At 45.7% G+C, this 22,821-nt stretch carries 24 protein-coding genes; 15 read left to right on the plus strand and 9 right to left on the minus strand.

The features are described 5' to 3' along the window. Positions 1-124 precede the first annotated feature (124 nt). The 12 genes from rfaD (at position 125) to T411_RS0118220 (ending at position 12,540) form a co-directional block, all read left to right on the plus strand. On the plus strand, positions 125-1,069 hold the full coding sequence (gene rfaD, locus T411_RS0118165; RefSeq protein ID WP_000587795.1) for an ADP-glyceromanno-heptose 6-epimerase: 945 nt from the start codon (positions 125-127) through the stop codon (positions 1,067-1,069). 158 nt (positions 1,070-1,227) lie between these two features. Next, a complete protein-coding gene (locus T411_RS0118170; protein ID WP_001023767.1) occupies positions 1,228-3,000 on the plus strand; it encodes a bifunctional glycosyltransferase family 4 protein/polysaccharide deacetylase in 1,773 nt (590 codons plus the stop codon). A 13-nt stretch (positions 3,001-3,013) separates the two neighbouring features. Then, positions 3,014-3,574 carry an acyltransferase gene (locus tag T411_RS0118175; protein ID WP_000896822.1) on the plus strand — a complete coding sequence of 187 codons (561 nt, stop codon included), beginning with the start codon at positions 3,014-3,016 and terminating at the stop codon, positions 3,572-3,574. 1 nt (position 3,575) lies between these two features. Continuing rightward, on the plus strand, positions 3,576-4,775 hold the full coding sequence (locus tag T411_RS0118180) for an O-antigen ligase family protein (protein ID WP_001060348.1): 1,200 nt from the start codon (positions 3,576-3,578) through the stop codon (positions 4,773-4,775). Then, positions 4,775-5,812 carry a lipopolysaccharide heptosyltransferase II gene (gene waaF, locus T411_RS0118185; RefSeq protein WP_000699270.1) on the plus strand — a complete coding sequence of 346 codons (1,038 nt, stop codon included), beginning with the start codon at positions 4,775-4,777 and terminating at the stop codon, positions 5,810-5,812. Before T411_RS0118180 ends, waaF begins: the two co-directional genes overlap by 1 nt. Continuing rightward, positions 5,809-6,858: a glycosyltransferase family 9 protein gene (locus T411_RS0118190; protein WP_000682097.1), complete on the plus strand. Its 1,050-nt coding sequence runs from the start codon at positions 5,809-5,811 to the stop codon at positions 6,856-6,858. Before waaF ends, T411_RS0118190 begins: the two co-directional genes overlap by 4 nt. A gap of 2 nt (positions 6,859-6,860) precedes the next feature. Continuing rightward, positions 6,861-7,643: a glycosyltransferase family 32 protein gene (locus tag T411_RS0118195; RefSeq protein ID WP_000049394.1), complete on the plus strand. Its 783-nt coding sequence runs from the start codon at positions 6,861-6,863 to the stop codon at positions 7,641-7,643. Next, positions 7,643-8,923 carry a lipid IV(A) 3-deoxy-D-manno-octulosonic acid transferase gene (waaA, locus tag T411_RS0118200; RefSeq protein WP_000926844.1) on the plus strand — a complete coding sequence of 427 codons (1,281 nt, stop codon included), beginning with the start codon at positions 7,643-7,645 and terminating at the stop codon, positions 8,921-8,923. The genes T411_RS0118195 and waaA overlap by 1 nt, the downstream gene beginning before the upstream one ends. Continuing rightward, positions 8,920-9,300: an HAD hydrolase family protein gene (locus T411_RS0118205; protein WP_000734011.1), complete on the plus strand. Its 381-nt coding sequence runs from the start codon at positions 8,920-8,922 to the stop codon at positions 9,298-9,300. Before waaA ends, T411_RS0118205 begins: the two co-directional genes overlap by 4 nt. Beyond that, entirely contained in the window at positions 9,291-10,874 is a 1,584-nt protein-coding gene (locus T411_RS0118210) for a hypothetical protein (RefSeq protein ID WP_000478646.1), read from the plus strand. Before T411_RS0118205 ends, T411_RS0118210 begins: the two co-directional genes overlap by 10 nt. Beyond that, positions 10,871-11,614 (plus strand): glycosyltransferase family 2 protein, encoded by a 744-nt coding sequence (locus T411_RS0118215; protein ID WP_000635450.1) that lies wholly within the window; start codon positions 10,871-10,873, stop codon positions 11,612-11,614. The genes T411_RS0118210 and T411_RS0118215 overlap by 4 nt, the downstream gene beginning before the upstream one ends. Further along, positions 11,611-12,540 (plus strand): WavE lipopolysaccharide synthesis family protein, encoded by a 930-nt coding sequence (locus T411_RS0118220; RefSeq protein ID WP_000590014.1) that lies wholly within the window; start codon positions 11,611-11,613, stop codon positions 12,538-12,540. The genes T411_RS0118215 and T411_RS0118220 overlap by 4 nt, the downstream gene beginning before the upstream one ends. A 3-nt stretch (positions 12,541-12,543) precedes the next feature. Here the strand turns inward: T411_RS0118220 and T411_RS0118225 are convergent, their stop codons facing one another. Together T411_RS0118225 and T411_RS0118230 are read right to left on the minus strand one after the other, a co-directional pair. Further along, positions 12,544-13,503: a WavE lipopolysaccharide synthesis family protein gene (locus T411_RS0118225; RefSeq protein ID WP_000895771.1), complete on the minus strand. Its 960-nt coding sequence runs from the start codon at positions 13,501-13,503 to the stop codon at positions 12,544-12,546. A 3-nt stretch (positions 13,504-13,506) separates the two neighbouring features. After that, entirely contained in the window at positions 13,507-14,214 is a 708-nt protein-coding gene (locus T411_RS0118230) for a 3-deoxy-D-manno-octulosonic acid kinase (protein WP_000616620.1), read from the minus strand. Positions 14,215-14,347: 133 nt separating this feature from the next. On the opposite strand from T411_RS0118230, the gene T411_RS0118235 reads away from it, so the two are divergent. Both T411_RS0118235 and T411_RS0118240 read left to right on the plus strand, forming a co-directional pair. Beyond that, complete coding sequence (locus T411_RS0118235; RefSeq protein ID WP_001173305.1) at positions 14,348-15,415, plus strand: glycosyltransferase family 9 protein; 1,068 nt, start codon at positions 14,348-14,350, stop codon at positions 15,413-15,415. 42 nt (positions 15,416-15,457) lie between these two features. Then, the gene (locus T411_RS0118240) at positions 15,458-16,237 is read left to right on the plus strand and encodes a glycosyltransferase family 2 protein (RefSeq protein WP_000042993.1); all 780 of its coding nucleotides are present in this window, start codon (positions 15,458-15,460) and stop codon (positions 16,235-16,237) included. 61 nt (positions 16,238-16,298) lie between these two features. On the opposite strand, the gene T411_RS0118245 is transcribed toward T411_RS0118240, so the two are convergent. Continuing rightward, complete coding sequence (locus T411_RS0118245) at positions 16,299-17,336, minus strand: glycosyltransferase family 9 protein (RefSeq protein ID WP_000735619.1); 1,038 nt, start codon at positions 17,334-17,336, stop codon at positions 16,299-16,301. Positions 17,337-17,446: 110 nt separating this feature from the next. Between T411_RS0118245 and coaD the strand changes: the two genes are divergently transcribed. Next, complete coding sequence (gene coaD / locus T411_RS0118250) at positions 17,447-17,941, plus strand: pantetheine-phosphate adenylyltransferase (RefSeq protein WP_000078888.1); 495 nt, start codon at positions 17,447-17,449, stop codon at positions 17,939-17,941. Positions 17,942-18,037: 96 nt separating this feature from the next. Here the strand turns inward: coaD and mutM are convergent, their stop codons facing one another. From mutM to T411_RS0118280, 6 genes are all read right to left on the minus strand, one after another. Further along, on the minus strand, positions 18,038-18,847 hold the full coding sequence (gene mutM, locus T411_RS0118255) for a bifunctional DNA-formamidopyrimidine glycosylase/DNA-(apurinic or apyrimidinic site) lyase (protein WP_001114647.1): 810 nt from the start codon (positions 18,845-18,847) through the stop codon (positions 18,038-18,040). Between the two features lie 9 nt (positions 18,848-18,856). Further along, the gene (locus T411_RS0118260) at positions 18,857-19,339 is read right to left on the minus strand and encodes a hypothetical protein (RefSeq protein ID WP_001266257.1); all 483 of its coding nucleotides are present in this window, start codon (positions 19,337-19,339) and stop codon (positions 18,857-18,859) included. Between the two features lie 226 nt (positions 19,340-19,565). After that, a complete protein-coding gene (rpmG, locus tag T411_RS0118265) occupies positions 19,566-19,733 on the minus strand; it encodes a 50S ribosomal protein L33 (protein WP_001051801.1) in 168 nt (55 codons plus the stop codon). Between the two features lie 13 nt (positions 19,734-19,746). Then, positions 19,747-19,983 (minus strand): 50S ribosomal protein L28, encoded by a 237-nt coding sequence (rpmB, locus tag T411_RS0118270; RefSeq protein WP_000091952.1) that lies wholly within the window; start codon positions 19,981-19,983, stop codon positions 19,747-19,749. A gap of 294 nt (positions 19,984-20,277) precedes the next feature. Beyond that, positions 20,278-20,952 (minus strand): RadC family protein, encoded by a 675-nt coding sequence (gene radC, locus T411_RS0118275; protein WP_000053959.1) that lies wholly within the window; start codon positions 20,950-20,952, stop codon positions 20,278-20,280. A 111-nt stretch (positions 20,953-21,063) separates the two neighbouring features. After that, a complete protein-coding gene (locus T411_RS0118280) occupies positions 21,064-22,743 on the minus strand; it encodes a methyl-accepting chemotaxis protein (protein ID WP_000953041.1) in 1,680 nt (559 codons plus the stop codon). Positions 22,744-22,821 lie beyond the last annotated feature (78 nt).

The raw sequence follows: 22,821 nt of genomic DNA on the forward strand, positions 1-22,821 counted from the left end.
CGAAGTCTAAACCAAAACCCCTTACAGGGCGAGCCCTCAAAAGGCGGAGCTTAGATTTTGTGATTACAGTAAGAAAATGACAGGCTATAATGCGTGCAACTGTTCGCATCTATAGGAATTCATAATGATTATCGTAACTGGCGGCGCTGGCATGATTGGCAGCAACATTATCAAAGCGCTTAATGAGCGCGGTATCACAGACATTCTGGTCGTCGATCATTTGAAAAATGGTCGTAAGTTCAAAAATCTGGTTGACCTACAGATCGCTGACTACATGGATCGAGATGACTTCCTAGCTCAGATCATGGCCGGTGATGATTTTGGGTTCATTGACGCCATTTTTCATGAGGGAGCTTGCTCTGCGACCACAGAGTGGGATGGCAAATATGTCATGCTCAACAACTATGAATACTCTAAAGAGCTGCTGCACTACTGTTTAGATCGTGAAATACCCTTCCTGTATGCCTCTTCAGCAGCCACTTATGGTGAAACCGATACCTTTATTGAAGAACCGCAATACGAAGGTGCACTCAACGTTTACGGCTATTCGAAGCAGCAATTTGATAACTATGTACGCCGCCTATGGCTAGATGCAAAACAACACGACGAAACCCTATCGCAAATAACGGGATTTCGTTACTTCAACGTATACGGCCCTCGTGAGCAGCATAAAGGCTCGATGGCTTCGGTTGCCTTTCATTTGAACAATCAAATGAACGCGGGTGAAAATCCAAAATTGTTTGCTGGCAGCGAGAACTTCAAACGTGATTTCGTTTATGTCGGCGATGTCGCTGCGGTCAATTTGTGGTTTTTAGATCATGGCGTATCCGGCATATTTAACTGTGGTACTGGTAAAGCGGAATCGTTCAACGAAGTGGCGAAAGCGGTGATCGCATTCCATGGTCGCGGCGAAGTCGAAACCATTCCATTCCCAGACCATCTTAAAGGTGCTTACCAAGAGTTCACTGAGGCTGACCTTACCAAACTTCGCGCTGCTGGCTGTGATGTACAGTTCAAGAGCGTGGCTGAAGGTGTCGCTGAATATATGGCGCTGATTAATCGTAAGTAAGGGAAACCCTTAAACCCTCCTAACCTCCCCCTTAAAGGGGGAGGAACAAAGGGATTGCCTCTTTGTAGAGGGGATAGATGAATTACCTTCCAAAAGAGAATATGTAAGAAATTAGCCCTGTAAGGGGTGTATTATCAGATGTGGAAATTGGAGTTTAGATGAATATTTTGATGGCCCTATCCCAACTCGAAGTAACGGGAGCTGAGGTGTATGCCACTAGTGTAGGTAATGAGCTCACTCGACGTGGCCATCAGGTATTTTATGTTTCCGATACGCTCACCAAAGCTCACGATGGCCTGTTTTTTAAACTGCGCTTTAATAAACGCAGCATCCCGCGGCGCTTTTGGCATGTCGCCTATCTGGTTTACCTGATCAAGAAACATCAGATCCAGTTAGTCCATGCTCACTCACGAGCATCAAGCTGGAGTTGCCATATTGCCTGCCGCTTGACTAATACCCCTATGGTTACCACGGTCCATGGTCGTCAACCGGTACATGTTTCGCGCAAAAAATTCCATGCAATGGGAGATAAAGCGCTTCCGGTTTGTGAAGCGATACGAGAGCAATTAATCAAAGATCTCAATGTACCGGAGAGCCAACTGCACGTAAGCCGTAATGGGATAGAAACAAGTATCTTTAAACGCAGCGCAGCACCCAATAATCCTAAGCCAGTTATCTCTATCATTGGCCGACTCAGTGGCCCTAAAGGTGAACTTTGCTATAGGTTGCTAACCGAGTGTTTAGACCTCGACCGCTACCAAGTACAAGTGATCACAGGTACACCGTTAACTGAGCGTTTTAGCGCACTGCAAGATAAAGTCTCATTTCCCGGCTACAGCGCCAACGTTGAACAGATCATGGCTCAATCAGATTTGGTGATTGGTGCAGGACGAGTCGCGATGGAGGCACTCCTATGTGGCCGCCCGACCCTTGCGATTGGTGAAGCAAGCTGCGTGGGGATTATCGAACTGGATAATCTAAACCAAGCCATGGCAACCAATTTTGGCGACATCGGTCCACACGATCTGGCGATAGATTTCCAGCAAATCCCCGCTTTGATTGAGCAAGGCCTAAGTCAACCGCACTGCACTCAAGAGATCACTGAACAGATCAAGCTTAACTATGATTTACAAGTGATTGTGAATGAGCTTGAAAACCTTTATCAAACGTTTTATGTCAACAAGTTACAACGAGAAGTCCCCATCATCATGTACCACCGCTTTATTCGTGATGACAGCGAAAAAGGTGTACATGGTACTTATTTGCATGTTCAGCAGCTTGAGAAACATTTTCAGTTGCTTAAAAAGATGGGCTTTGAAACTCTGACCTTCAAAGATCTCTCTGAGAAGGGATTTATTCATCGCTTACAACCAGGTAAGCGTTTTATCATAATTACCGTGGATGATGGCTATCGCGACAACTATGACTTGTTACTGCCACTGCTCAAAAAGTATCAATTTAAAGCCGTGGTGTATGTGGTGACTGGCGAGAATTTTAATCGCTGGGATGTCGAAGTGAGTGACAACCCTGAAAAAGTGGTCCCTTTGATGTCACCGGAGCAAGTTAAAGCGTTACATGACTCTGGATTAGTAGAGATTGGTGGTCATACGATGACTCATCCCTTTTTGAGTAAGCTCAGTGAATCGGAACAACGCGAAGAAATATTGCGCAACAAACTCGAACTTGAAGCGCTAATCGGAGAGCCACTGACCTCCTTTGCTTATCCTTATGGTGACCATGATGCAACCTCTAAACAACTGGCTCAGGATCTGGGTTACCCATTTGCCGTAGCGACCAACAGTGGTCCACTTTTGATGCATCAAGATCCCTATCAAATTCGTCGGATTGCGATTTTTCCAAGAACCGACACTTTTGGTCTGTGGCGAAAAGTGAAAGGGAATTATCTATTTAGAAAAATGAACAAAAAATAATAAGAGGTTGCAGATGGCTGGCTTTGGTTTAATTGCAAAATTACGTAATAAAATTCGGGTAAAACCTAACAACAAGATTCAAATAGGTAAAAATACTCGTATCCGCTATTGCGACATTTATGTTAATGGTAATAATAACCAACTGATTATCCATAATGGTGCAAATTTAAAAGGCGTCTCTATCGAGCTCAATGGCAACAATTGCCTCTTAGAAATTGGCGAAAATTGCGTGATTGGCGAAAATTGTTTTTTATCATGCCGAGAATCCGGAACAAAATTAGTGATTGGTAAGGAATGTATGTTTTCGCGCAATGTAAAACTAATGACCAGTGATGGACATGATATTTTACGTGATGGAAAAAGGATTAATCCGGCTAAAAGTATTTATATAGGTTCTCATGTATGGCTTGCGGATAACGTCACTATTTTAAAAGGAGTGGATATCGGTTCTGGTTCGATTATTGGCATCAATTCTACGGTAACAAAATCGATTGGCCAGTATTGCATTGCCGCGGGCAACCCAGCGAGAAAAATCAAAGACAATATTAGTTGGAACACGACCCTGAGCTATTAAAATGAATAATAAAATAACTAAAACCTCAATTTTCCTTACTATCTCACTACTTTTAATTACACCGGGATTTTCTGTTGTAGCGGTAGGATTACTGACTCTCTACTCTAGTGTTAAATTAATTAAAAATGGCTTAAACCTTAATAAATTCGACATTATTCCTCTTATAACCCTGAGTGCGTATTTTTTGTCAAACTTACCAATTACCATTATTGATGGTGATACTTTAAGATATTTAGATGCAGGCATTCGTGCTCTGTTATGTATACCTATGTACTTTTTCATTAAGAATGAAATTTCCAAAGGCGCAAATTTAGATAACACACTATGCACATCAACCATATTGGCTTCTTTTGGTGCTTTAGCGTTTGCTTTTTATCAATTTTTCATATTAAACATGCCACGCGTTGATGGTTTTCTATTTAGTATCAACTTCGGTTATCTCGCAGCAGCTTTAGCTATCTTATCTTTTGGCTTGTCATTTACACAAACAAGATTCAAATATTATTTGTATCTCTCAGTTGTAGCTGCAACAGTGGCGACAATCTTAACCTTAACAAGAGGAGCCATTTTAACGCTACTCTTTGTTTTCATCTTGTTCTTTATCGTCAATGTAAGAAAAATAAAATTTAAGCAAACCCTTGTTTTTACTCTAATCAGTTTTTTATTAGTCTCAGTCAGTTATCAATTTTCACCGCGTATACAAGAACGGGTTGATTTTACAATTTTTGAAATATCCAGCATTGCCAGTAACAATATTCACGCTGCAGCTTCATCAGGGGGGCGACTTCAACTCTGGTATGCCGCTGTTGAAGCATTTAAACACAATCCAATTTGGGGTACTACGTATTCGGAAAGAGAAAGCTTAAATATTGAACTTTTTAAAGAAGGAAAAGTGGATGAATGGACGAGCACGGTGCCCAGAGGTCATGCACATAGCCAGTATTTTGAAGCTATAGCTAGTAATGGAACATTGGGAATTCTGGCGATTTTCGCGATGCTTATCTTACCATTTGGGGTATTTTTAAACGACTATCGAAAAATAGGCTCTCCAATCAGCCAAACTGGATACCTTTTTGCCTTTGGGTTTATCATTTTCTGTTTAACTGAAGCACCACTACAAGCCAACCTTATTGGAACTTTTTATGGCTTTATGGTGGCAATTTTTTATGCTTACATCGCAGCCAAAAGAGCAAAAAATTGATGAAAATTCTTGTTATTGGCCCTTCTTGGGTTGGCGATATGGTCATGTCACAAAGCTTGTACCAGCGCCTAAAACAACAGCATCCTGATGCACAAATTGACGTTTTAGCTCCTGCTTGGTGTAAGCCCATTTTGGAACGCATGCCTGAGGTCAATCAAGCGATTGAAATGACCATAGGTCACGGTGCTTTCAATCTGCTTGGGCGACGTGCGATTGGGTGTGAGCTGCGCGATAATCGGTATACCCATGCCATTGTGCTGCCTAATTCAGCTAAATCAGCCTTGATCCCTTGGTTTGCTAACATTCCAAAACGTACCGGCTGGAAAGGGGAATTTCGCTACGGCTTACTCAATGATTTGCGCCCAGATAAGCGTGTTTTCCAATATATGGTGGAAAGGTATGTTGCTTTGGCTCACCCAAAAGCCACAATGCTTGCCGATGTTTCGTTAGAACATTGCCCAAGACCTAAACTCGTCATCGACGCCATCGTGCAGCAAGCCGCTCGACAGCGACTCAGCTTAGTCTCATCACGTCCCGTCATTGGACTCTGTCCTGGTGCAGAATTTGGCCCCGCGAAACGCTGGCCTGATCATTACTACGCTGAAGTCGCTCGTTATGCTATTGAGCAAGGTTTTCAAGTATGGCTTTTTGGCTCAGCAAAAGATCACTCCGTCACCACCCAAATTCAACAGGCTTTAAGTGAAGAACAGCGGGAATACTGCGCCAATCTCGCCGGAGAAACCTCCCTCATCGAAGCCGTTGATCTTCTTGCAGCTTGCCATACTGTGGTCAGTAACGATTCTGGTTTAATGCACGTTTCAGCCGCTGTTGGTTGTAACATTGTGGCAATTTATGGTTCAAGCTCTCCCAAATATACACCACCACTGACGGATAAACTGGCAGTCGTACATACAGAGATCGAATGTCGTCCGTGCTTTAAGCGAGTATGTCCGTTAGAACATTTAAATTGCTTAAATCAACTAAAACCTGCACAAGTCATTAAAGCTTTAGATAAATTTATTGGAAAAGATTCATGAAACACCTCTGGTTTGAAAAAGGTGCTTATGCTTCGAAAGCGGCACGCCAATACTTAAATGACCATTTTAACCCTCTAGCAGTTAAGAAAACCGCTGTCATTCGTCATGCAGCGCTTGGCGACCAAGTCATTGTGCGCCCCTTTTTAGTTGAGGCTAGAAAGTTCTTTCCTAATGCCGAAATCACCTTGGTCACCGTGTCAAACTACCTCTATGGAACCCCCTCAGACCTAGCGGACAAAACAGTAATAATGAAAAGCCGCGATGATTCAAAACAGCTGTCACTCAGGCAAAAATGGCAAGACTATAACCAACTGGAAGCACAAGACATTATCTTTGATGTGGCAGGAACGAATCGCTCTTACTGGATGACATTACTGACTAAAGCGAAACTCAAAGTGGGCTTTCCTTACAAACCCTTTTTATGTGGCACTTTGTATAACTTGGCAGTCTTTCGCTCTGATTTTCAACCGGAAGTGGAATGCATGCTCGACATGCTGAAAATCCTTGGCCACAACCCGAGTTATCCGCTTGATTTTGCTTACCCTGACAATAGACAAATCTGCGATCATGCCGCTCCGTATATCGTCTATTTCAGTGGTGCCTCCCAACTGCGCAAAATTTTAACTAAGCCTGAGATGCGGGCAGTGATTGAGCAAACCATTCAACAACAACCGAATGTGAAACATGTCTTTCTTGAAGGAAAGAATGAGTTTGAAAAAGGTGAGTATTTACAAGACCTAGCCGACAATGGCTCGTTAACGATTCAACCATGTTTGCCTCTTGATGACTTAGTCACCTTCATTGCGAAAGCGACTCTGGTGATTGCCCCCGATACGGGCATCCGAAACGTGGCAATATCAACTCACACACCAACGGTGGGAATTTTTTATGCTACGGTTCCCTTTCGTTACACCCCTCTCTATGAAGCGCATACTATCGTGATGAATGCGAATGGTGAAAAGCCGTCTACTGAGCAAATTACCTCAGCGATTGATACAACATTAAAAATGCGCTTGGCTGCAGCCAAAAACACACAGGAACAATGAATATGAGCAAAGTAACCGTATTGATCGCCAACCGACTGATTCGTCTGACTGGCAACCTATTTAAAATGCTCTCTTACCCATTTCATTGGGTGTTTCCAAAGCTGCGTTTTACGATTCCCGCTTACTCACCAGCTAAGCTAAAAATGCGCGCCAATGCCACCATTCCACGCACTATTTGGCAAACCAACTTTACCGATCAAGCCTCACTACCGGTTTACCTTAACTATCTGTTTAACCGCCTCATGTCGCTCAACTGTGACTATCGCTATGTGAGTACCGAAGCACGTGGGGAATTCTTAAAAGAACATACATCACCAGAAGTTTATGATGCTTACTCTCGCCTCACTAACGGTGCAGCCCAAGCTGACTTATGGCGTTTAGTGGTACTCAATACCTATGGTGGTGTGTATATGGATATTGATGCCACGCTAGTATGGCCGCTCGATAAGCTGCTCGGCGACTCACAAGAGCTGTATATTCGCATTAAAAATAATACCGAGATCACTAACTACTTCATTGCAACTGCACCAAACAATCCAGATCTACAGGCCACCATTGAACAGGTGGTTTATAACGTGAATCACTACGAGCCTTCCATGGGGGTGTATCACTCCACAGGACCAACGGTACTCAATAACATCTTGTCAGCTAAAGCGGTGATTCACACTCAAGACCGTAAATACGTATGTATTCAGGGCACCTTTACCAATGAACACTTCCAGTACATTGATAAACCTCGTGGTAAATGGACACACATCAATCCCGAAGATCTCGTGAAAAAATAATGCTGCTCCGTACGCTTTATACGCTTTTACTCACTTTAGCTGCACCGTTTTTACTGTATGGCCTCTATCGCCGTAGACAGGGGAAACCCAGTGTCGGAAAACGTTGGAAAGAGCATTTCGGCATTACCCCACCACTAAAAACCACAACCCCACCGATCTGGATCCATGCCGCGTCGGTGGGTGAAACCCTAGCGGTAACGCCACTCATAAAACAAATTAAGCAACGTTCACCGAATACACCAATTCTGCTGACTACCACGACCCCGACGGGTGCTGAACAAGCGGAAAAATTGGCGGATTGGGTTGAGCATCGTTATACCCCGATTGATTTTTCCTTTGCGGTGAGAGGCTTTTTGCGTCGTGTACGACCTTGCCAATTGATCATAGTGGAAACAGAACTGTGGCCAAATACTCTGCATACCGTTGCCAAAGCGGGTTTGCCGATTACACTCGTGAATGCACGACTTTCGGAAAAATCCTATCGCGGCTATCAGCGTATTCACCCGTTCTTTAACAGTATGGCGAAACCTCTCAGCCTAGTGTTATGTCAATTTGCAGACGATGCGCAGCGTTTTATTCAGCTCGGTGTGGCTGAGACAAAAATCAAAATTACCGGTTCGATTAAGTTTGATATCAACATCACCTATGAGGTGATTGCTCAAGGTGAAGCGCTCAGAACGGCTTTAGGTAAACATCGTACAGTCTGGATAGCCGCCAGCACACATCAAGGTGAAGATGAAATTGTGCTTGCGGCACATCAAGAAATCCTCAAGCAGCATCCTAATGCTTTGTTGATTTTAGTGCCGCGCCATCCTGAACGTTTTGCGGCGGTGCATAAGCTCGCAGCTAGCCTTTTTTCAGTGCAAACTCGTAGCAGCCAACAAACCATAACCTCCGACACTCAAGTGTATCTCGGCGATACCATGGGAGAGATGCTGGTCTTGCTCGGCGCTTCTGATGTGTGTTTTATGGGTGGCAGTTTAGTGGGCAAAAAAGTCGGCGGGCATAATTTGCTTGAACCTGCTGCACTGGCAAAACCCATCGTTACAGGCCCTAGCTTTTACAACTTTACCGATATCACCCACGCACTCATCAATGCACATGCCTGTGTGATTGCTGACCAACCAGAAACCATTGCCAAGCAGGTGAACCATTGGTTTTCTGATGCTCAAGAACGGCAGCAATGCGGAAAAAATGCCTTAGCGATTGTAATGCAAAATCGTGGAGCTCTCGAAAATACCTTGACCGAATTAGGTTTTACTAAGGAATTCGCCCAATGAAAAAATTGATCGTCGACCTCGACGGCACTCTCACCCAAGCTAATACTTCAGATTATCGTAACGTGCTACCTCGGCTTGATGTGATTGAGCAACTTCGCGAATATCACCAACTAGGGTTTGAGATTGTGATTTCGACGGCGCGTAATATGCGCACTTATGAAGGTAACGTCGGCAAAATCAATATCCACACGCTTCCTATCATTACTGAGTGGCTGGATAAACACCAAGTGCCTTATGATGAAATTTTAGTAGGAAAACCTTGGTGTGGGCACGATGGCTTTTACATTGATGATCGCGCCGTGCGCCCTTCCGAATTTGCCTCGATGAATTTAGAAGAGATCCACCAACTCTTTGAGAAGGAAAAATCATGTTCCTAATTATGTCTGGTGCCTATGTTGGCCAAGAGTTGGAATCTGAATTTGGGCGTATTCCTCCGAGTTTTCTGCCGTTAGGCAATCGTCGCCTATTTCAGCATCAAGTCGCTTTGGCACCACAAGGCGTAAAAGTCTACCTCTCTTTACCTGAGTCTTATGTGGTCTCAGAGATTGACCTCCAGTGGCTTGAACAAAATCAGGTGACAATTATCGCTACACCAGATGGACTCAGCTTAGGGGCATCACTGGTGGCGGCACTCAATATTAGTGGGCACTCACTCAATGCACCACTGCACATCCTCTACGGTGATACGCTATTTAACCAACTGCCCGTTGGCGATGATATCGTCAGCGTTTCCACGGCAAAAGACAGCTATAACTGGGCCGTATTAACTAATGATGACGTCGATTGGCTACAAGATGCCAATACGCCCATGAGTCACGAAAGTCAGCGAATTATCGATGGTTACTTCAAATTCAGCCACCCACGGGAACTGGTTCGTTGTATCACACAGAGTGAATGGAAGTTTATTGCAGGCCTCAATCGCTATCATAAAAGCGTCGGCTTAAGTGCGGTCAACTCCATCGGTTGGCTCGATTTTGGCCATGTGAATACTTACTATCACTCCAAAGCCGAATTCACCACTCAGCGCGCCTTTAATGAACTGACCATCACCGCTAAATGGATTGAAAAATCGAGCATCAAAAACCAAAAAATCGCCGCTGAAGCTTACTGGTTTGACAATCTGCCGATGGCGATGCGTGGTTTCATTCCACAATATTTAGGCAGCCAAAACAGCGAGGGGAAAATTTCCTATCGCTTAGAATATCTCTACCTAACAGCACTGAACGAGTTATTCGTTTTTTCCAGATTACCGAGCCAAATCTGGCAGAAAATCTTAGCTAGCGCGGTGGAGTTTTTAAGCCTATGCCTTGAGCAAGCAGTCGAGCCCAATGCTCCTATCAATACTCTCGACATACTGTTTGCCGATAAAACCGCTCTACGCCTCAACGAATTCTGTGCAGCGCGACACATCACTTTAGAAGATCAATGGCAGTTTGCTGGACAAGATATTTCGCTAGCGCAAATTCTACGTGATAGCCAAAAACATCTGCCTGATGGCAAACCTTTGCTAGGGGTCTTACACGGTGACTTTTGCTTTAGCAACATTTTGTATGACTTCCGAGCCAACAAGATTAAGACCATTGATCCTAGAGGGATGACGCCTGACGGGCAGAAAACACTATATGGTGATATCCGCTACGATCTCGCTAAGCTGAGTCATTCGATTCTTGGTTTATATGACTGGATTATTGCCGGTTACTACCATGTTGAGATTGCCGATAACGCGATCGAATTAAAGATTGCCGAACAGAGCCATCATAAAGAGACGCAACAAGGTTTTATCGAGCTTATTGAACAGACCTTCGGTCTCACGGCGAAAAATCTCTACGCGATGCAAATTCAACTATTCCTCTCCATGTTGCCTTTGCATGCCGATGATCGTCGCCGCCAAGATGCCTTATTTGCGAATGCATTTCGTCTCCATCAAATTTTACTGAGGCTTGATCAATGATTGTAATCCCAATGGCGGGAATGAGTTCTCGCTTCTTTAAAGCCGGCTATACCCAGCCTAAATATATGCTTGAAGCCCATGGTCAAACCCTGTTTGAACACTCGGTCAACAGCTTTGCCGCCTATTTTGCTAGCACTCCGTTTCTGTTTATTGTGCGCAATGTTTACGACACAGCGGCCTTTGTGCGTGAAAAAGCGACTCAACTTGGCATTAAACAGTTTTACATTGCTGAATTGCATACCGAAACTCGCGGCCAAGCAGAAACGGTGACTTTGGGGTTAGAGGAATTAGCAAAGCAAGGCGTGGACTACCAAGGCTCGATCACGGTGTTTAACATCGACACATTTCGTCCGAATTTTGTATTTCCTGACATTAGCCAACACAGCGATGGCTACCTAGAAGTGTTTCAGGGCGGTGGTGACAACTGGTCTTTCGCCAAACCAGAACATGCTGGCAGCACCAAAGTGATTCAGACAGCCGAGAAAAATCCGATTTCCGATCTCTGTAGTACCGGGCTTTATCACTTTAATCGTAAAGAGGATTACTTGGAGGCGTATCGCGAATATGTTGCAAGACCTAGCCAAGAATGGGAGCGAGGCGAGCTATACATTGCGCCACTCTACAACCTACTCATTCAAAAAGGGTTAAATATTCACTACCACTTGATCGCACGTCATGAGGTCATTTTTTGTGGCGTGCCAGATGAGTACACTGACTTTTTGAGGCAGCCACAACCATGATCAAGATTGATGATGAAGCGATCACCTTTGTTGTACAGGGGCCAGTGCAAGCCAGCGCCAGTCGTCAGCAAATCGCGGGCATCACAGAGCAATGTTTGAACTCCATACGACGCTTTTTTCCTAAATCGACCATCATTCTGTCTACTTGGAAAGGGCAGCCGTTGGATGGGCTCGATTACGACCAAGTGTTGGAATTGGATGATCCCGGCGCAAATACCGTTTTTTATGACGGTCAGCCAATTAAACTCAATAATAACCGTCAGATGTACAGCACCCACATGGGGCTGAAAGCGGTAAAAACGCCTTATGCGGTTAAGTTACGTACCGATAACCTACTGACGGGTCGCCAATTTGTTGAGTTGTATGAACGATATGCCGATCTCCCCCGAGCTCAGAATTATCAATTTTTGACTCAGCGAGTGCTCACCAGCAGTACGTTTTTTATTTCGAGCCACTACGGACATCCGGTGCATTTTCATAAAAGCGATCTGTTTGATTTTGGACTGACCCAAGATCTTCTGACTATTTGGTCTGATCGCTGGATACCAGAATTACACTTCACGCTTAAGCCGGGCTACAAAGCACGCCACCCAGCAACGGAGCAAGTTTTATGTCTGAATTGGATCTCCGCACTACTCGATGAAGAGCACCATATCGAGAGTAAAACCTGCGATCACGCAGGCTTAGGTGAAAACTTTTGGCCACAGTTTATGGCCAATAACTTACTCATGGATTGTCCAGAAAATATTGGATTGGATGTCACTGAGCGCTTCTATAAACGAGGTAATCTGGCGCTTGAATATGACCTTAAGGATTGGCTGCATCTTAATCAAATAACATCAATACCATATGATAAGAAACGTCTATACCGTTACTATAGAAATCAAATAGGCCGTATACTCAAAAAGATCCATTCTTTTAATTAAATATCACTCTCTAACTTTAATAAAAATAGGAGTTAAGGTTTTTCTTAATTTTAGCCTAACTCCTTTCCTAATAGTCTTAATTATAAGTGACAAATACCAAAAAAATTTGAAGTTTAATGGAGTGTTTTTAGTTTTTAAAAACTCGTTTTCATACAACCATTTCCATCTTTGAAACGTAAAAAAATCGTAGGGATAGCTATTTGAGTGTCGAAGACGTTGTGGTACGTCTAATCCAAGTTCATCTCCGTCAACAATGATAAGATTATTTATCATAAAATTATACGATTGTTGCCTTGCAAAATGATCACCATGTTCATCTTTTAATTCATAAGGATATAGTTTTCTTGCTGCATTGCTCCAAATTTTCTGCTCTACATTAACACTGTCATTTGGATAATATTTGTGCTGCTTCTTACCGCTCAATGTTGATTTGAAATCATAATCACTATATAAATCACAATCCCATACTTTAAGTAGATCTTCAACCTCACCAAATTGGAAAAAATCAGAGAAGAAGAAAGGTACACTTAGCCCCCTCTCAAACTCCTTCGCGAAATAATTAGAACAAACAAGCCTGTTATTCAGAACTGCATAACCCTCCTTACGTAAAGGAAATTGCTCAAAAATTTCTAACACCCTTCTTTTGTTTAAAATATTATCAGCTCTCAATTTCGCTGCAAATTTAGTTTTTACATGGCGTAATCCAGAAACAGTTGACACAATTTGTCGATTTATATTAACAGGTATAGCATCATTTCGTTTACTATATACAAATATAGTTGAACCTGGATCTTTATTATAAATAATAAGATCAGCTTCAATATCTTGCGTATTTTCTCCTTCCCAAGTAGATACGATAATTTGACAGCCTGGGAAAATTGATCGTAAACGTCGAACAGATGTGGAGGTAATGGACGGTGTAATAGGTCCTTGAATTACGAATGTAATCTGATCGAATAGCATATTTTACTCTTCATGTTTATAGCTAGAAATAATAGCAAACGCTTCAAGACTCCAATTAATCCCTCGCTTGCAGACTTCTTTCTCAAACGACCTCTTCAATCGTTTGAGATTCCCTTGTTTCCAAGAATCTCCAATTTGCACATAACACTTATCAAAATCAATAATCCATACCTTCTCTTGGTCATCAATCAAGATGTTATGAATATTAAGATCGGTGTGGTTGACTTGCGCATCGTGCATTTTGCGGATCTCACGGCCGATTTTACGATAGAGTTCATCGCTGATCGGGCTTTCTTGCAAGATACTCACCAGATCGCGGGCATTCGGCACTTTTTCACTTAAGAGATCGGCTTTATACAGCAGTCCATGTTTTTGTACGCGAGCGGCAATCGGGCGTGGTACGTTGACGCCAGCATCGCGTAAGTGATTGAGCAGCATAAATTCTTGATAGCTGCGAGTCTTTTCCCAACCGGTGAACCAGTAAGAATCGGCCACCAGCTTTCCAAACAAACCACCGCGGCGATAATGACGCAACGCACCTTGTGTCTGTTGCAACTGTACAAACCACGTAGTGCCTCGTCCTGTCGCGCTTCCGAGCACTTTACCATTTTGCTGCCAAAACTCGGGGTTGCAGCATTGACTTGGGTCTTCATGCAAAAGCGCGTCGTCAAACCAAACTTTCTGCTGCGCGTCGTTGAACGTCTGTATCAAGGGGCGATTCCTATCGTTATCCGGTAGTTTTGCAGTTTTGCTCTGCATCTGGCGTGCTGCATTTTACATTTTCTGGTCAGCTCTGCATAATTCTGGCTCAATTATCGAATAGTTTTATCGAATAGGCTTGGCTATGGCATTGTTTCAATCAGCCCCACACTCCCTCTGTATCCTGCGTTTATCGGCGATTGGTGATGTCTGTAATACGATAGCTGCCGTACAAGCGATTCAACGCCAATGGCCGCAAACACGCATCACTTGGGTGACGGGTAAACTGGAAGCAGAACTTATCCAATCTCTGCCCGATATTCAGGTCATCGTGTTTGATAAAAAACTCGGATGGCGTGCTTATACTCAGCTTTGGCAGCAATTAAAGTCCGAGCGTTTTGATGCGCTGCTGCACATGCAGTACGCTTTTCGCGCCAGCATTGCGACTTTGGGGATCAAAGCGCGCTATAAACTGGGTTTTGATGCAGCGCGCAGCCAAGATTTTCAAACTTGGTTTACCAATGTCAAAGTTCCCTCACCGGACAAAATGCACGTCTTAGATGGTTTATTGGCATTCGTTGAGCACTTAGGTATTCGCGATATTGAGCCTAAGTGGTCACTCACCTGCCAACCTGACGATCTGACATGGGCTGAGGCGCAGTTTCAGCCCGAGCAGCCTCGCTTAGTTGTGGTGCCCGGAGCAAGCAAAGCTTATAAGAATTGGACGGCAGAGGGCTATGCAGCAGTTATTGAACATGCCCAACAACAAGGCTGGCAAGTGATCTTGGCCGGAAGCCCAGCACAAGTTGAGCGCGATCTGGCCGCGCAAGTGGAGCAAGCACTCGCTCACCCCGTCTTAAACTTGGTGGGAAAAAGCACGCTGCAACAGATGCTCGCACTGATCGCAAAGGCAGATTTGGTGATCGCTCCCGATACAGGCCCTGCGCATATGGCTAATGCCATGAATACACCAATCATTGGTCTCTACGCTCACCATAATCCTGAGCGCACAGGTCCATACCATTATCGCCACTATGTCGTTTCCGTTTACCAAGAAGCTTTACTTGCGGAAACCGGTAAAACGCCGCAGCAGGTTGATTGGCGCACTCGGGTTAAAGACCCCAATGCGATGCAGCGCATCACTGCGCAACAAGTGATTGCGATGTTTGAGCGTGCCGCTGCTGACATCATGGCCACACAGGTGAACGATTGATACACCTTTTATACCCAGATTTATTCGTAACGAGGATTTTTCGTGAGTAAACCAACGCTTGCTGTCGCATTGATAGTAAAAAATGAAGCGCGTCATCTGGATGAGTGCTTACAAACCGTGCACGACTGGGTTGATGAGATCGTAGTGCTCGATTCTGGCAGTCACGATGAAACCGAGCAGGTCGCGCGTCGTTACACTGAAAATTTTTACGTGAATGCAAAGTGGCCGGGCTTTGGCCCGCAGCGCCAACTGGCACAATCTTATGTCCAATCGGATTATGTGCTGTGGCTGGATGCCGATGAGCGAGTGACTCCAGAGCTCAAGCAGAGCATTTTGCAAGCCGTTGCTGCCAATAAGCCCGATACCTTGTATCAATTTGCACGCCTCAGTTGGGTGTTTGGTCGCTTTATCCGCCATAGCGGTTGGTACCCTGATCGCGTACTGCGCCTCTATCCAACTCAACTGACTCGCTACAATGACGCATTAGTGCATGAAAAGGTGCACGTTGAACCAAGCATGAAAGTCGAAACTTTAGCGGGCGATGCGATTCACTACACCTATAACGATGTGCATCACTATCTGGTGAAATCCGCGGGTTACGCCAAAGCGTGGGCGGATCAACGTCAAGCGAAAGGCAAGAAGGCTTCCCTTTCTCAAGGCATCGTCCATGCTGTGGGCTGTTTTCTGAAAATGTATCTGCTCAAGCGCGGTTTTTTAGATGGAAAACAGGGATTTTTAATTGCACTGCTCTCTGCACACTCTACCTTTGTAAAATACGCAGACTTGTGGGCACGTGATAATGACGAGCACTACAAACGCTAAGTCGATATCTATCGAGTAAAGTAACAAAGACAAAGGGAGCCGCAGCTCCCTTTTTTAATGATTAAAGCTGCACACTACGCAGCCAAGGCGCAAGCTCAGTCAATACGCTCTTCATATCAATCCGACCCATGTTCTCTTGGTTTGCTTTATCGTCTGCAGGCGGCGGACAAAAAGCGATGTGCTTACCTTGCGAGTTGAGTGGTCGCCAGCGCAGTGGCGTTGCTGAACGCTTGGCTGGGAAGAATCCGACCGTCGGCACATCCAAGGCTGCCGCGATATGCAAAGGCCCTGTCGAGCCCGCAATGAAAAGCTGCGCGCACGCCAGTGAGCGGGTGAAATCAACCAACCCGTCATTTTTGGCGTACAAGGCTGCCAATACTCCTTGCTCAGCAAGTAAACTTTGCAATTGCGCCGCTTTCTCTTCTTCACCGGGACCTGCGGTGAGCACCACTTGTTTGTGCTCATCCATCACTCCTGTGACTAACTCACAGTACTGCTCAAGGGAGAGATTATTCGCTGAACCACCACTGCCAGCATGCACAAAAAGCCACGCTTTGTCGGGGCCAATGTCTAACTGCTCAGCAAGTTTGCTGCGCTGCGCTGCCAATTGCTCTGCTGGAAAGGTCAGATACGGTGCATTAGGTTCAATAATCGGCTGGCCGATATCACGCAAAAAAGCGCGTACCAAATCGAGGTTGTATTCATATTCCGGTTTGGCCGATTGCGAGCGCTTTTGCTTAATGCGGTGCTGATAGAAAATCTGCGCCAATTTGGTCGCCGGCGCTAAACGGTAAGGAATGCGCGCTTTCCACACTAACAGTGCGTTATACATAGTCGAAAACAGGTTGATGGAAGCATCAAACTGCTGTGCTTTAACTGTTTGCACCAGTTGCTTATGCTGCGCCTTATCAGCCTGTTGGCCGGGGTCGATGATCACCGCGTCAATCCATGGACAAAGCTCTGCCAATGCGGCGGTATATTTCGGCACCAGCGCGGTGATATGACAATCCGGCAGAGAAGCTTTCAGCATGGCGAAACTTGGCCAAGCCAGCATAAAATCGCCAATTTTATCGTTGCGAATAACCAGTAACTTTTTCATTGTGCTCGATAAGGTGTGAAATTTTGCGTGCTCATCATACCGACTTCATAGGTAAATGTGAGGCTTTTTGTTAGGATGAGGCCACTTCCCTGATTGATGAGTAACGGATTGTGAGCCAAAAACGTCTTTCCCGAGTGATTTACCCTGGCACTTTTGACCCCATCACTAACGGTCATCTGGATTTGATTGAGCGCGCCGCGCAAATGTTTGATGAAGTGATCATCGCCGTAGCCGCCAGCCCGAGTAAAAATACTCTGTTTACGCTCGAAGAGCGCGTCGAGTTCGCGCGCCAAGTCACCTCACATCTGGATAACGTCAGCGCGAAAGGCTTTTCCGGATTGTTAGTTGATTTTGCCAAAGCCGAAAAAGCGAATGTATTGATCCGCGGCTTGCGTACCACAGTCGATTTTGAATACGAATTTGGTCTCACCAATATGTATCGCCGTTTAATGCCGGGCTTAGAGAGTGTGTTTTTAACGCCCGCCGAAGAGCACGCATTTATCTCGTCGACCTTAGTCCGGGAAGTGGCAATCCACGGCGGTAATGTGGATGAGTTTGTGCCCGCTATTGTCGCTAACGCTCTACATCAAAAGAAAAAAATCTAGCGCTTCAAAGGGATGCAAGCTCACATCCCTCAATCCCCTTCCTACTTGAAGCTGCAGCGATGTTGGCTACCTGCAACTCTAAGTCGTTTGGGTATATCAATGCTGGCACTGCGGGCAGAAAAAGGTATTGCGCTGAGCAATTTTCTGCTCGCAAAGCGGCTCTCCACAATGGGGGCAAGGCTGTTTGGCTTTGCCATACACTTGCAGCTCTTGCGCGAAATAGCCCGGCTTACCATCGCTTTGGGTAAAATCTTTCAGTGTGGTGCCGCCTTGCTTAATCGCCACTTGCAGCACTTGTTTGATGTTCGCCACTAAGGTTTGCCACTCCTCTAAGCTCAGCGAATGAGCGGGGCGTAGTGGATGGAGGCGTGATGTAAACAGCGATTCATTAGCATAGATATTCCCCACACCCACGACCGCTGCGTTGTCCATGATAAAAGCTTTGACTGCAATGCGTTTGTTGCGCGCTTTGTCCATCATATATTCAGCGTTAAAAGCTTCGGTCAACGGCTCAGGCCCCAAACGCCCGAGCACTTCATGGCTCTCATCAGGCGCACACCATAACCAAGCCCCGAAGCGACGCGGATCGTTATAGCGCAGCCGTTTGCCGCTGGTCATCACCAGATCCACATGATCGTGTTTCGCGGCAGGAAAATCGCCATCCAAAATACGCAGCGAGCCAGACATACCCAAATGCACAATCGCACTGCCGACGGCGGTTTCAATAATCAGATACTTGGCTCGACGATGAATCGCGAGAATGGTCTGCCCTTCAAGCTGTTTCAGCTCTTGAGGGATAGGCCAGCGCAACTTGGGCGTACGTAACACTAAGGATTGAATGGTGCCACCGACCAAATGTGGGGAGATCCCTAAACGGCTGACTTCAACTTCAGGTAATTCAGGCATGACAACCTCTTACAATGGCGCAGGGAATAGATAACTCGCTTCGGCCGAGACCGCAATCCAACGATCTTGCCAGTTTTTTAGCAACCAAAATTGTGGGGTTTGATAGAAGGTGATCCTTTGTGGCTCTTCGCGATCGGCATACCACACTTCTATCGTTTGTGCGTTTGGCAACGTTGGTTGCAGGGCGCGATACGTCGCCTCATCCACTTCTGTCCCAGTGAGTGCATGCCAACGCTGCACTAATTCTTGCCCATCAACACTCAACTCAGGCTCCGACTGCCACTCTTCGCGGCTTTTTTCTAATGAAAACGCAGGGAAATACAACGCCTGTAAGGTGGCGTCTGTTCTCAGTAAGCTTGGAAACTGGCTCGCCGGATCGGGCAATAAATAGCTTTTAATCACGGTCGGCAGATTAATCACCGCGATAAAAGCAATCACAGACAAAATCAGAATGTTGTTCCAACGGCGACGTCGATTGGGAGAAACGCGCATAATCACTCCTTGCGATAAGCAAACGTTTTGAGATTAACAAAGTGCTTAGTGAGATCCTAGTCATCCCCTTGCTACTTGAAGCTGCAACACCAAGTAGTTTGAGTATAAGAGGAGCTCTATACCTTGGGCTTTCTGTTATTGGCAGCCAAAACCCAAATAACAGGCAGAAAAAAACCCAACCAAAGGCTGGGTTTTTTTACAACACTGTAAACAAGAGCTAAATCAATTACTTGATTTTTGCTTCTTTGTACACAACGTGCTGGCGAACTACAGGATCATATTTCTTGATCTCGAACTTGCCAGGCATATTGCGCTTGTTCTTATCAGTGGTGTAGAAGTGACCTGTACCTGCAGATGATACTAGGCGGATTTTTTCGCGAATGCCTTTAGCCATTGCTCAATTCCTCTTAAACGTTTTCGCCACGTGCACGGATCTCTACAAGAACAGCATCGATGCCTTTCTTGTCGATGATACGCATACCTTTAGCAGTTAGACGTAGTTTAACAAAACGTTTTTCGCTCTCTACCCAGAAACGATGAGTTTGTAGGTTCGGCAGAAAACGACGCTTAGTAGCATTTTTTGCGTGTGAGCGGTTGTTACCAACTGCAGGACGCTTACCAGTTACTTGGCATACTCGTGACATGAATGTCTTCTCCAAATCGTTTCAGCTCGATATCAACCTTGGTGGCCGAACCTCTCTCTTTCCAAAATCAGAAGTTGAGGTTAAAAACCGTTATGGAATACCCATACAAGGCTATCAAAGGTCGCGCATTATACTAACTTGCCGCACATTGCTCAAGACCCGAACAGATCCTTTTCGCAGGATTTGCTGATCTTTTTACGGTGCGAGCTGAATCAGGGTTAAAAAATGTCGGGGCATATTAGCAGATTCTCGCTAACTCACAAGCTTAAAAATGCCGCAAACCATAAGTGTTGACTATATCCAGCCACGTTCAGCAAAAGAGACCACTTCCCCATCACCGACGACAAAATGATCCAGCACACGAATCTCAACCAAACCGAGTGCATCACGCAGGCGATCGGTGATCCTTCGATCGGCTTGACTCGGTTCCGCAACACCCGATGGGTGGTTGTGTGCCAGTATTACCGCAGCGGCATTATGGTGCAGCGCCCGCTTAACCACTTCTCGTGGGTAAACGCTCGCCGCATCAATCGTCCCTTCAAATAAAATCTCATCACGAATGACACGATGTTGGTTATCCAAAAACAATATATAGAAGGCTTCTCGTTGGCGATCGCGCAGCACGCTCGATAAATAAAGTTTGGTTTGCTGCGGACTGGTGAGGGCATCACCGCGCTTTAAGGTTTCAGCGAGATAACGCTGCGTCATCTCCAATACCGCTTGTAATTGAACAAATTTGGCTTCGCCCAACCCTTTGTGGCGACAAAACTGCTCCTTGGAGGCACAAAACAGTGCGCGCAGCGATCCAAAATCGCGCAGCAGCAGATCAGCTAAGGCGAGCACGTTCATGCCTTGGGTGCCTGTACGTAGGAAAATCGCCAGCAATTCCGCATCACTTAATGATTGTGGACCGCGTTGCAGCAATTTTTCGCGCGGCATGGATTCGGTGGGTAACTGTTTTAGGCTCATATCTTTTCTCTGGGTCGGTTTTGCTTACACAAAACAGAGAAAGCAAAGGGCCGCAAGCGGCCCTAATAAAGTTTCGAATCACCTCAAGCGGCAATGCAATTTCACTGTTGATTAAAGCTTAAAATGCCCAACCAAAGTGCCCATCTGTTGTCCAGAATGGGACAAACTTGCGCTAACGCTTTCGGTCTGTTTAAAGCTTTCACTAAGTTCATTGACGATCTGCTGAATCGCGACCAGATTTTGGTTGATGTCTTCTGCTACGGCGCTTTGCTGCTCAGCCGCAGAAGCCGTCTGAATGCCCATATCATGAATTAGGCTTACTGCTTTGGAGATCCCCGCTAAGCTCTCTTTAATCTGCACCGATTCCAGCGCGGTTTTCTCACCACGCTCTTGGCTGATGTTCATGCTCTGCACCGCTTTACTGACCCCTTGGTGCAGCGCATTGAGCATTTCACCAATCTCTTTAGTGCTATTTTGAGTACGACTCGCCAGTGAGCGTACTTCATCGGCCACCACAGCAAAGCCGCGCCCCTGTTCACCCGCTCGCGCCGCTTCAATCGCCGCATTCAGTGCCAGTAAATTGGTTTGCTCAGCAATATCGCCAATCACTTTCAGCACTTGGGTGATCTTCGCCGCCTGTTGGCTGAGATCGCCTACCGCAGCAGAGGTTTGGTTCACTTCGTTGACCAACTCACCAATCCCATCAATCGCCAGATTCACCTCTTTCTGCGCGACAGCAATTTGGCTGTTAGCCGACTCAATCGCTTGCGCGGTCGAGTAAGTGTTGCTCGCCACTTCGCGCGCCGTGGCGCTCATTTCAGTCACCGCAGCGACAACTTTATCGGTCTCTAAACAGTGACCGTCCATCTTATGGCTGGCTTGCGAGGTTTGTTGATCCAATTCCTGCGCAGCCGCTTCGACCGTATTGGCCGAGGCGCGGATATCAGTCATAAGCGGATGCAGCTTATCCATAAAGGCGTTAAACGCCTTCGCTACATCGCCAATCTCATCTTGGCTCTCAACTTTAATCCGCGCGGTTAAATCGCCGCCACCCGCAGCCACCGCCTGTAGTGAACTCACCACATGTTGCAGTGGTGCAATGCCGCGAGACACCAAAACACTCACCGCAATAATAGTGAACACCAAACCGACAACCGAAAGCCCAATCGCGGAGATCATTTGATCGTAGAGATCCGCCTCGCGCTGCGCGCGAAACTCTGCCACTTGGGTATCGACATCATCAATATAGATGCCCGTCCCCAATACCCAATCCCATTTCGGCAGGTATTCGGCATAACCCAGTTTCGGCGCTTGCGCATTAATCGTCGGTTTGTGCCAAGAGAAATAGAGGAATCCATCGCCCGTTTTCGAGGCATCAATTAAGCCAGCAATCACCGCCACACCATTTTCATCTTTCATGCCGTAGAGGTTTTTGCCTTCTAATTCAGGCTTAATCGCATGTAGGGTATTGACCCCTTGTGAGTCGTAAGCAAAGAAATAGCCATCGCTGTCAAAACGCATCGCTTTGAGGATTTGTTTGGCTTGCGCTTGGTTTTCACCGGCTTTATCACTCTCATATAAGGGTTTCACCGCCGTCACCCCCATCATGAGATAGGCTTGCAGCTCTTTTTTCTTGGCATCAATCAGATCGGTGCGGTAGTTTTCTAGCTCTTTTTGTAAGGTAGATAACCCACTCTGATAATTCACCGCCATGACCAAGGCGGTAATGACGATCAGAGGAATGACCGTCAATAGCAGTAATTTGGTACGGCTTCGTAGAGAAGACAGCATAAGATTCCCTTTCATTATTGTTAGCTTTGTGAATGACTTATCTCATATTCATGGTCTATTGTCTGTGAAATGACCGAT

The sequence above is a fragment of the Vibrio cholerae ATCC 14035 genome (assembly GCF_000621645.1).
Taxonomy (GTDB): domain Bacteria; phylum Pseudomonadota; class Gammaproteobacteria; order Enterobacterales; family Vibrionaceae; genus Vibrio; species Vibrio cholerae.

What these genes read in the sequence shown, in the direction of transcription:
- rfaD (WP_000587795.1), top strand. Translation starts at nt 125, where the DNA reads ATGATTATCGTAACTGGCGGCGCTGGCATGATTGGCAGCAACATTATC.
- T411_RS0118170 (WP_001023767.1), top strand. Translation starts at nt 1,228, where the DNA reads ATGAATATTTTGATGGCCCTATCCCAACTCGAAGTAACGGGAGCTGAG.
- T411_RS0118175 (WP_000896822.1), top strand. Translation starts at nt 3,014, where the DNA reads ATGGCTGGCTTTGGTTTAATTGCAAAATTACGTAATAAAATTCGGGTA.
- T411_RS0118180 (WP_001060348.1), top strand. Translation starts at nt 3,576, where the DNA reads ATGAATAATAAAATAACTAAAACCTCAATTTTCCTTACTATCTCACTA.
- waaF (WP_000699270.1), top strand. Translation starts at nt 4,775, where the DNA reads ATGAAAATTCTTGTTATTGGCCCTTCTTGGGTTGGCGATATGGTCATG.
- T411_RS0118190 (WP_000682097.1), top strand. Translation starts at nt 5,809, where the DNA reads ATGAAACACCTCTGGTTTGAAAAAGGTGCTTATGCTTCGAAAGCGGCA.
- T411_RS0118195 (WP_000049394.1), top strand. Translation starts at nt 6,861, where the DNA reads ATGAGCAAAGTAACCGTATTGATCGCCAACCGACTGATTCGTCTGACT.
- waaA (WP_000926844.1), top strand. Translation starts at nt 7,643, where the DNA reads ATGCTGCTCCGTACGCTTTATACGCTTTTACTCACTTTAGCTGCACCG.
- T411_RS0118205 (WP_000734011.1), top strand. Translation starts at nt 8,920, where the DNA reads ATGAAAAAATTGATCGTCGACCTCGACGGCACTCTCACCCAAGCTAAT.
- T411_RS0118210 (WP_000478646.1), top strand. Translation starts at nt 9,291, where the DNA reads ATGTTCCTAATTATGTCTGGTGCCTATGTTGGCCAAGAGTTGGAATCT.
- T411_RS0118215 (WP_000635450.1), top strand. Translation starts at nt 10,871, where the DNA reads ATGATTGTAATCCCAATGGCGGGAATGAGTTCTCGCTTCTTTAAAGCC.
- T411_RS0118220 (WP_000590014.1), top strand. Translation starts at nt 11,611, where the DNA reads ATGATCAAGATTGATGATGAAGCGATCACCTTTGTTGTACAGGGGCCA.
- T411_RS0118225 (WP_000895771.1), bottom strand. Translation starts at nt 13,503, where the DNA reads ATGCTATTCGATCAGATTACATTCGTAATTCAAGGACCTATTACACCG.
- T411_RS0118235 (WP_001173305.1), top strand. Translation starts at nt 14,348, where the DNA reads ATGGCATTGTTTCAATCAGCCCCACACTCCCTCTGTATCCTGCGTTTA.
- T411_RS0118245 (WP_000735619.1), bottom strand. Translation starts at nt 17,336, where the DNA reads ATGAAAAAGTTACTGGTTATTCGCAACGATAAAATTGGCGATTTTATG.
- mutM (WP_001114647.1), bottom strand. Translation starts at nt 18,847, where the DNA reads ATGCCTGAATTACCTGAAGTTGAAGTCAGCCGTTTAGGGATCTCCCCA.
- T411_RS0118260 (WP_001266257.1), bottom strand. Translation starts at nt 19,339, where the DNA reads ATGCGCGTTTCTCCCAATCGACGTCGCCGTTGGAACAACATTCTGATT.
- rpmG (WP_001051801.1), bottom strand. Translation starts at nt 19,733, where the DNA reads ATGGCTAAAGGCATTCGCGAAAAAATCCGCCTAGTATCATCTGCAGGT.
- rpmB (WP_000091952.1), bottom strand. Translation starts at nt 19,983, where the DNA reads ATGTCACGAGTATGCCAAGTAACTGGTAAGCGTCCTGCAGTTGGTAAC.
- radC (WP_000053959.1), bottom strand. Translation starts at nt 20,952, where the DNA reads ATGAGCCTAAAACAGTTACCCACCGAATCCATGCCGCGCGAAAAATTG.
- T411_RS0118280 (WP_000953041.1), bottom strand. Translation starts at nt 22,743, where the DNA reads ATGCTGTCTTCTCTACGAAGCCGTACCAAATTACTGCTATTGACGGTC.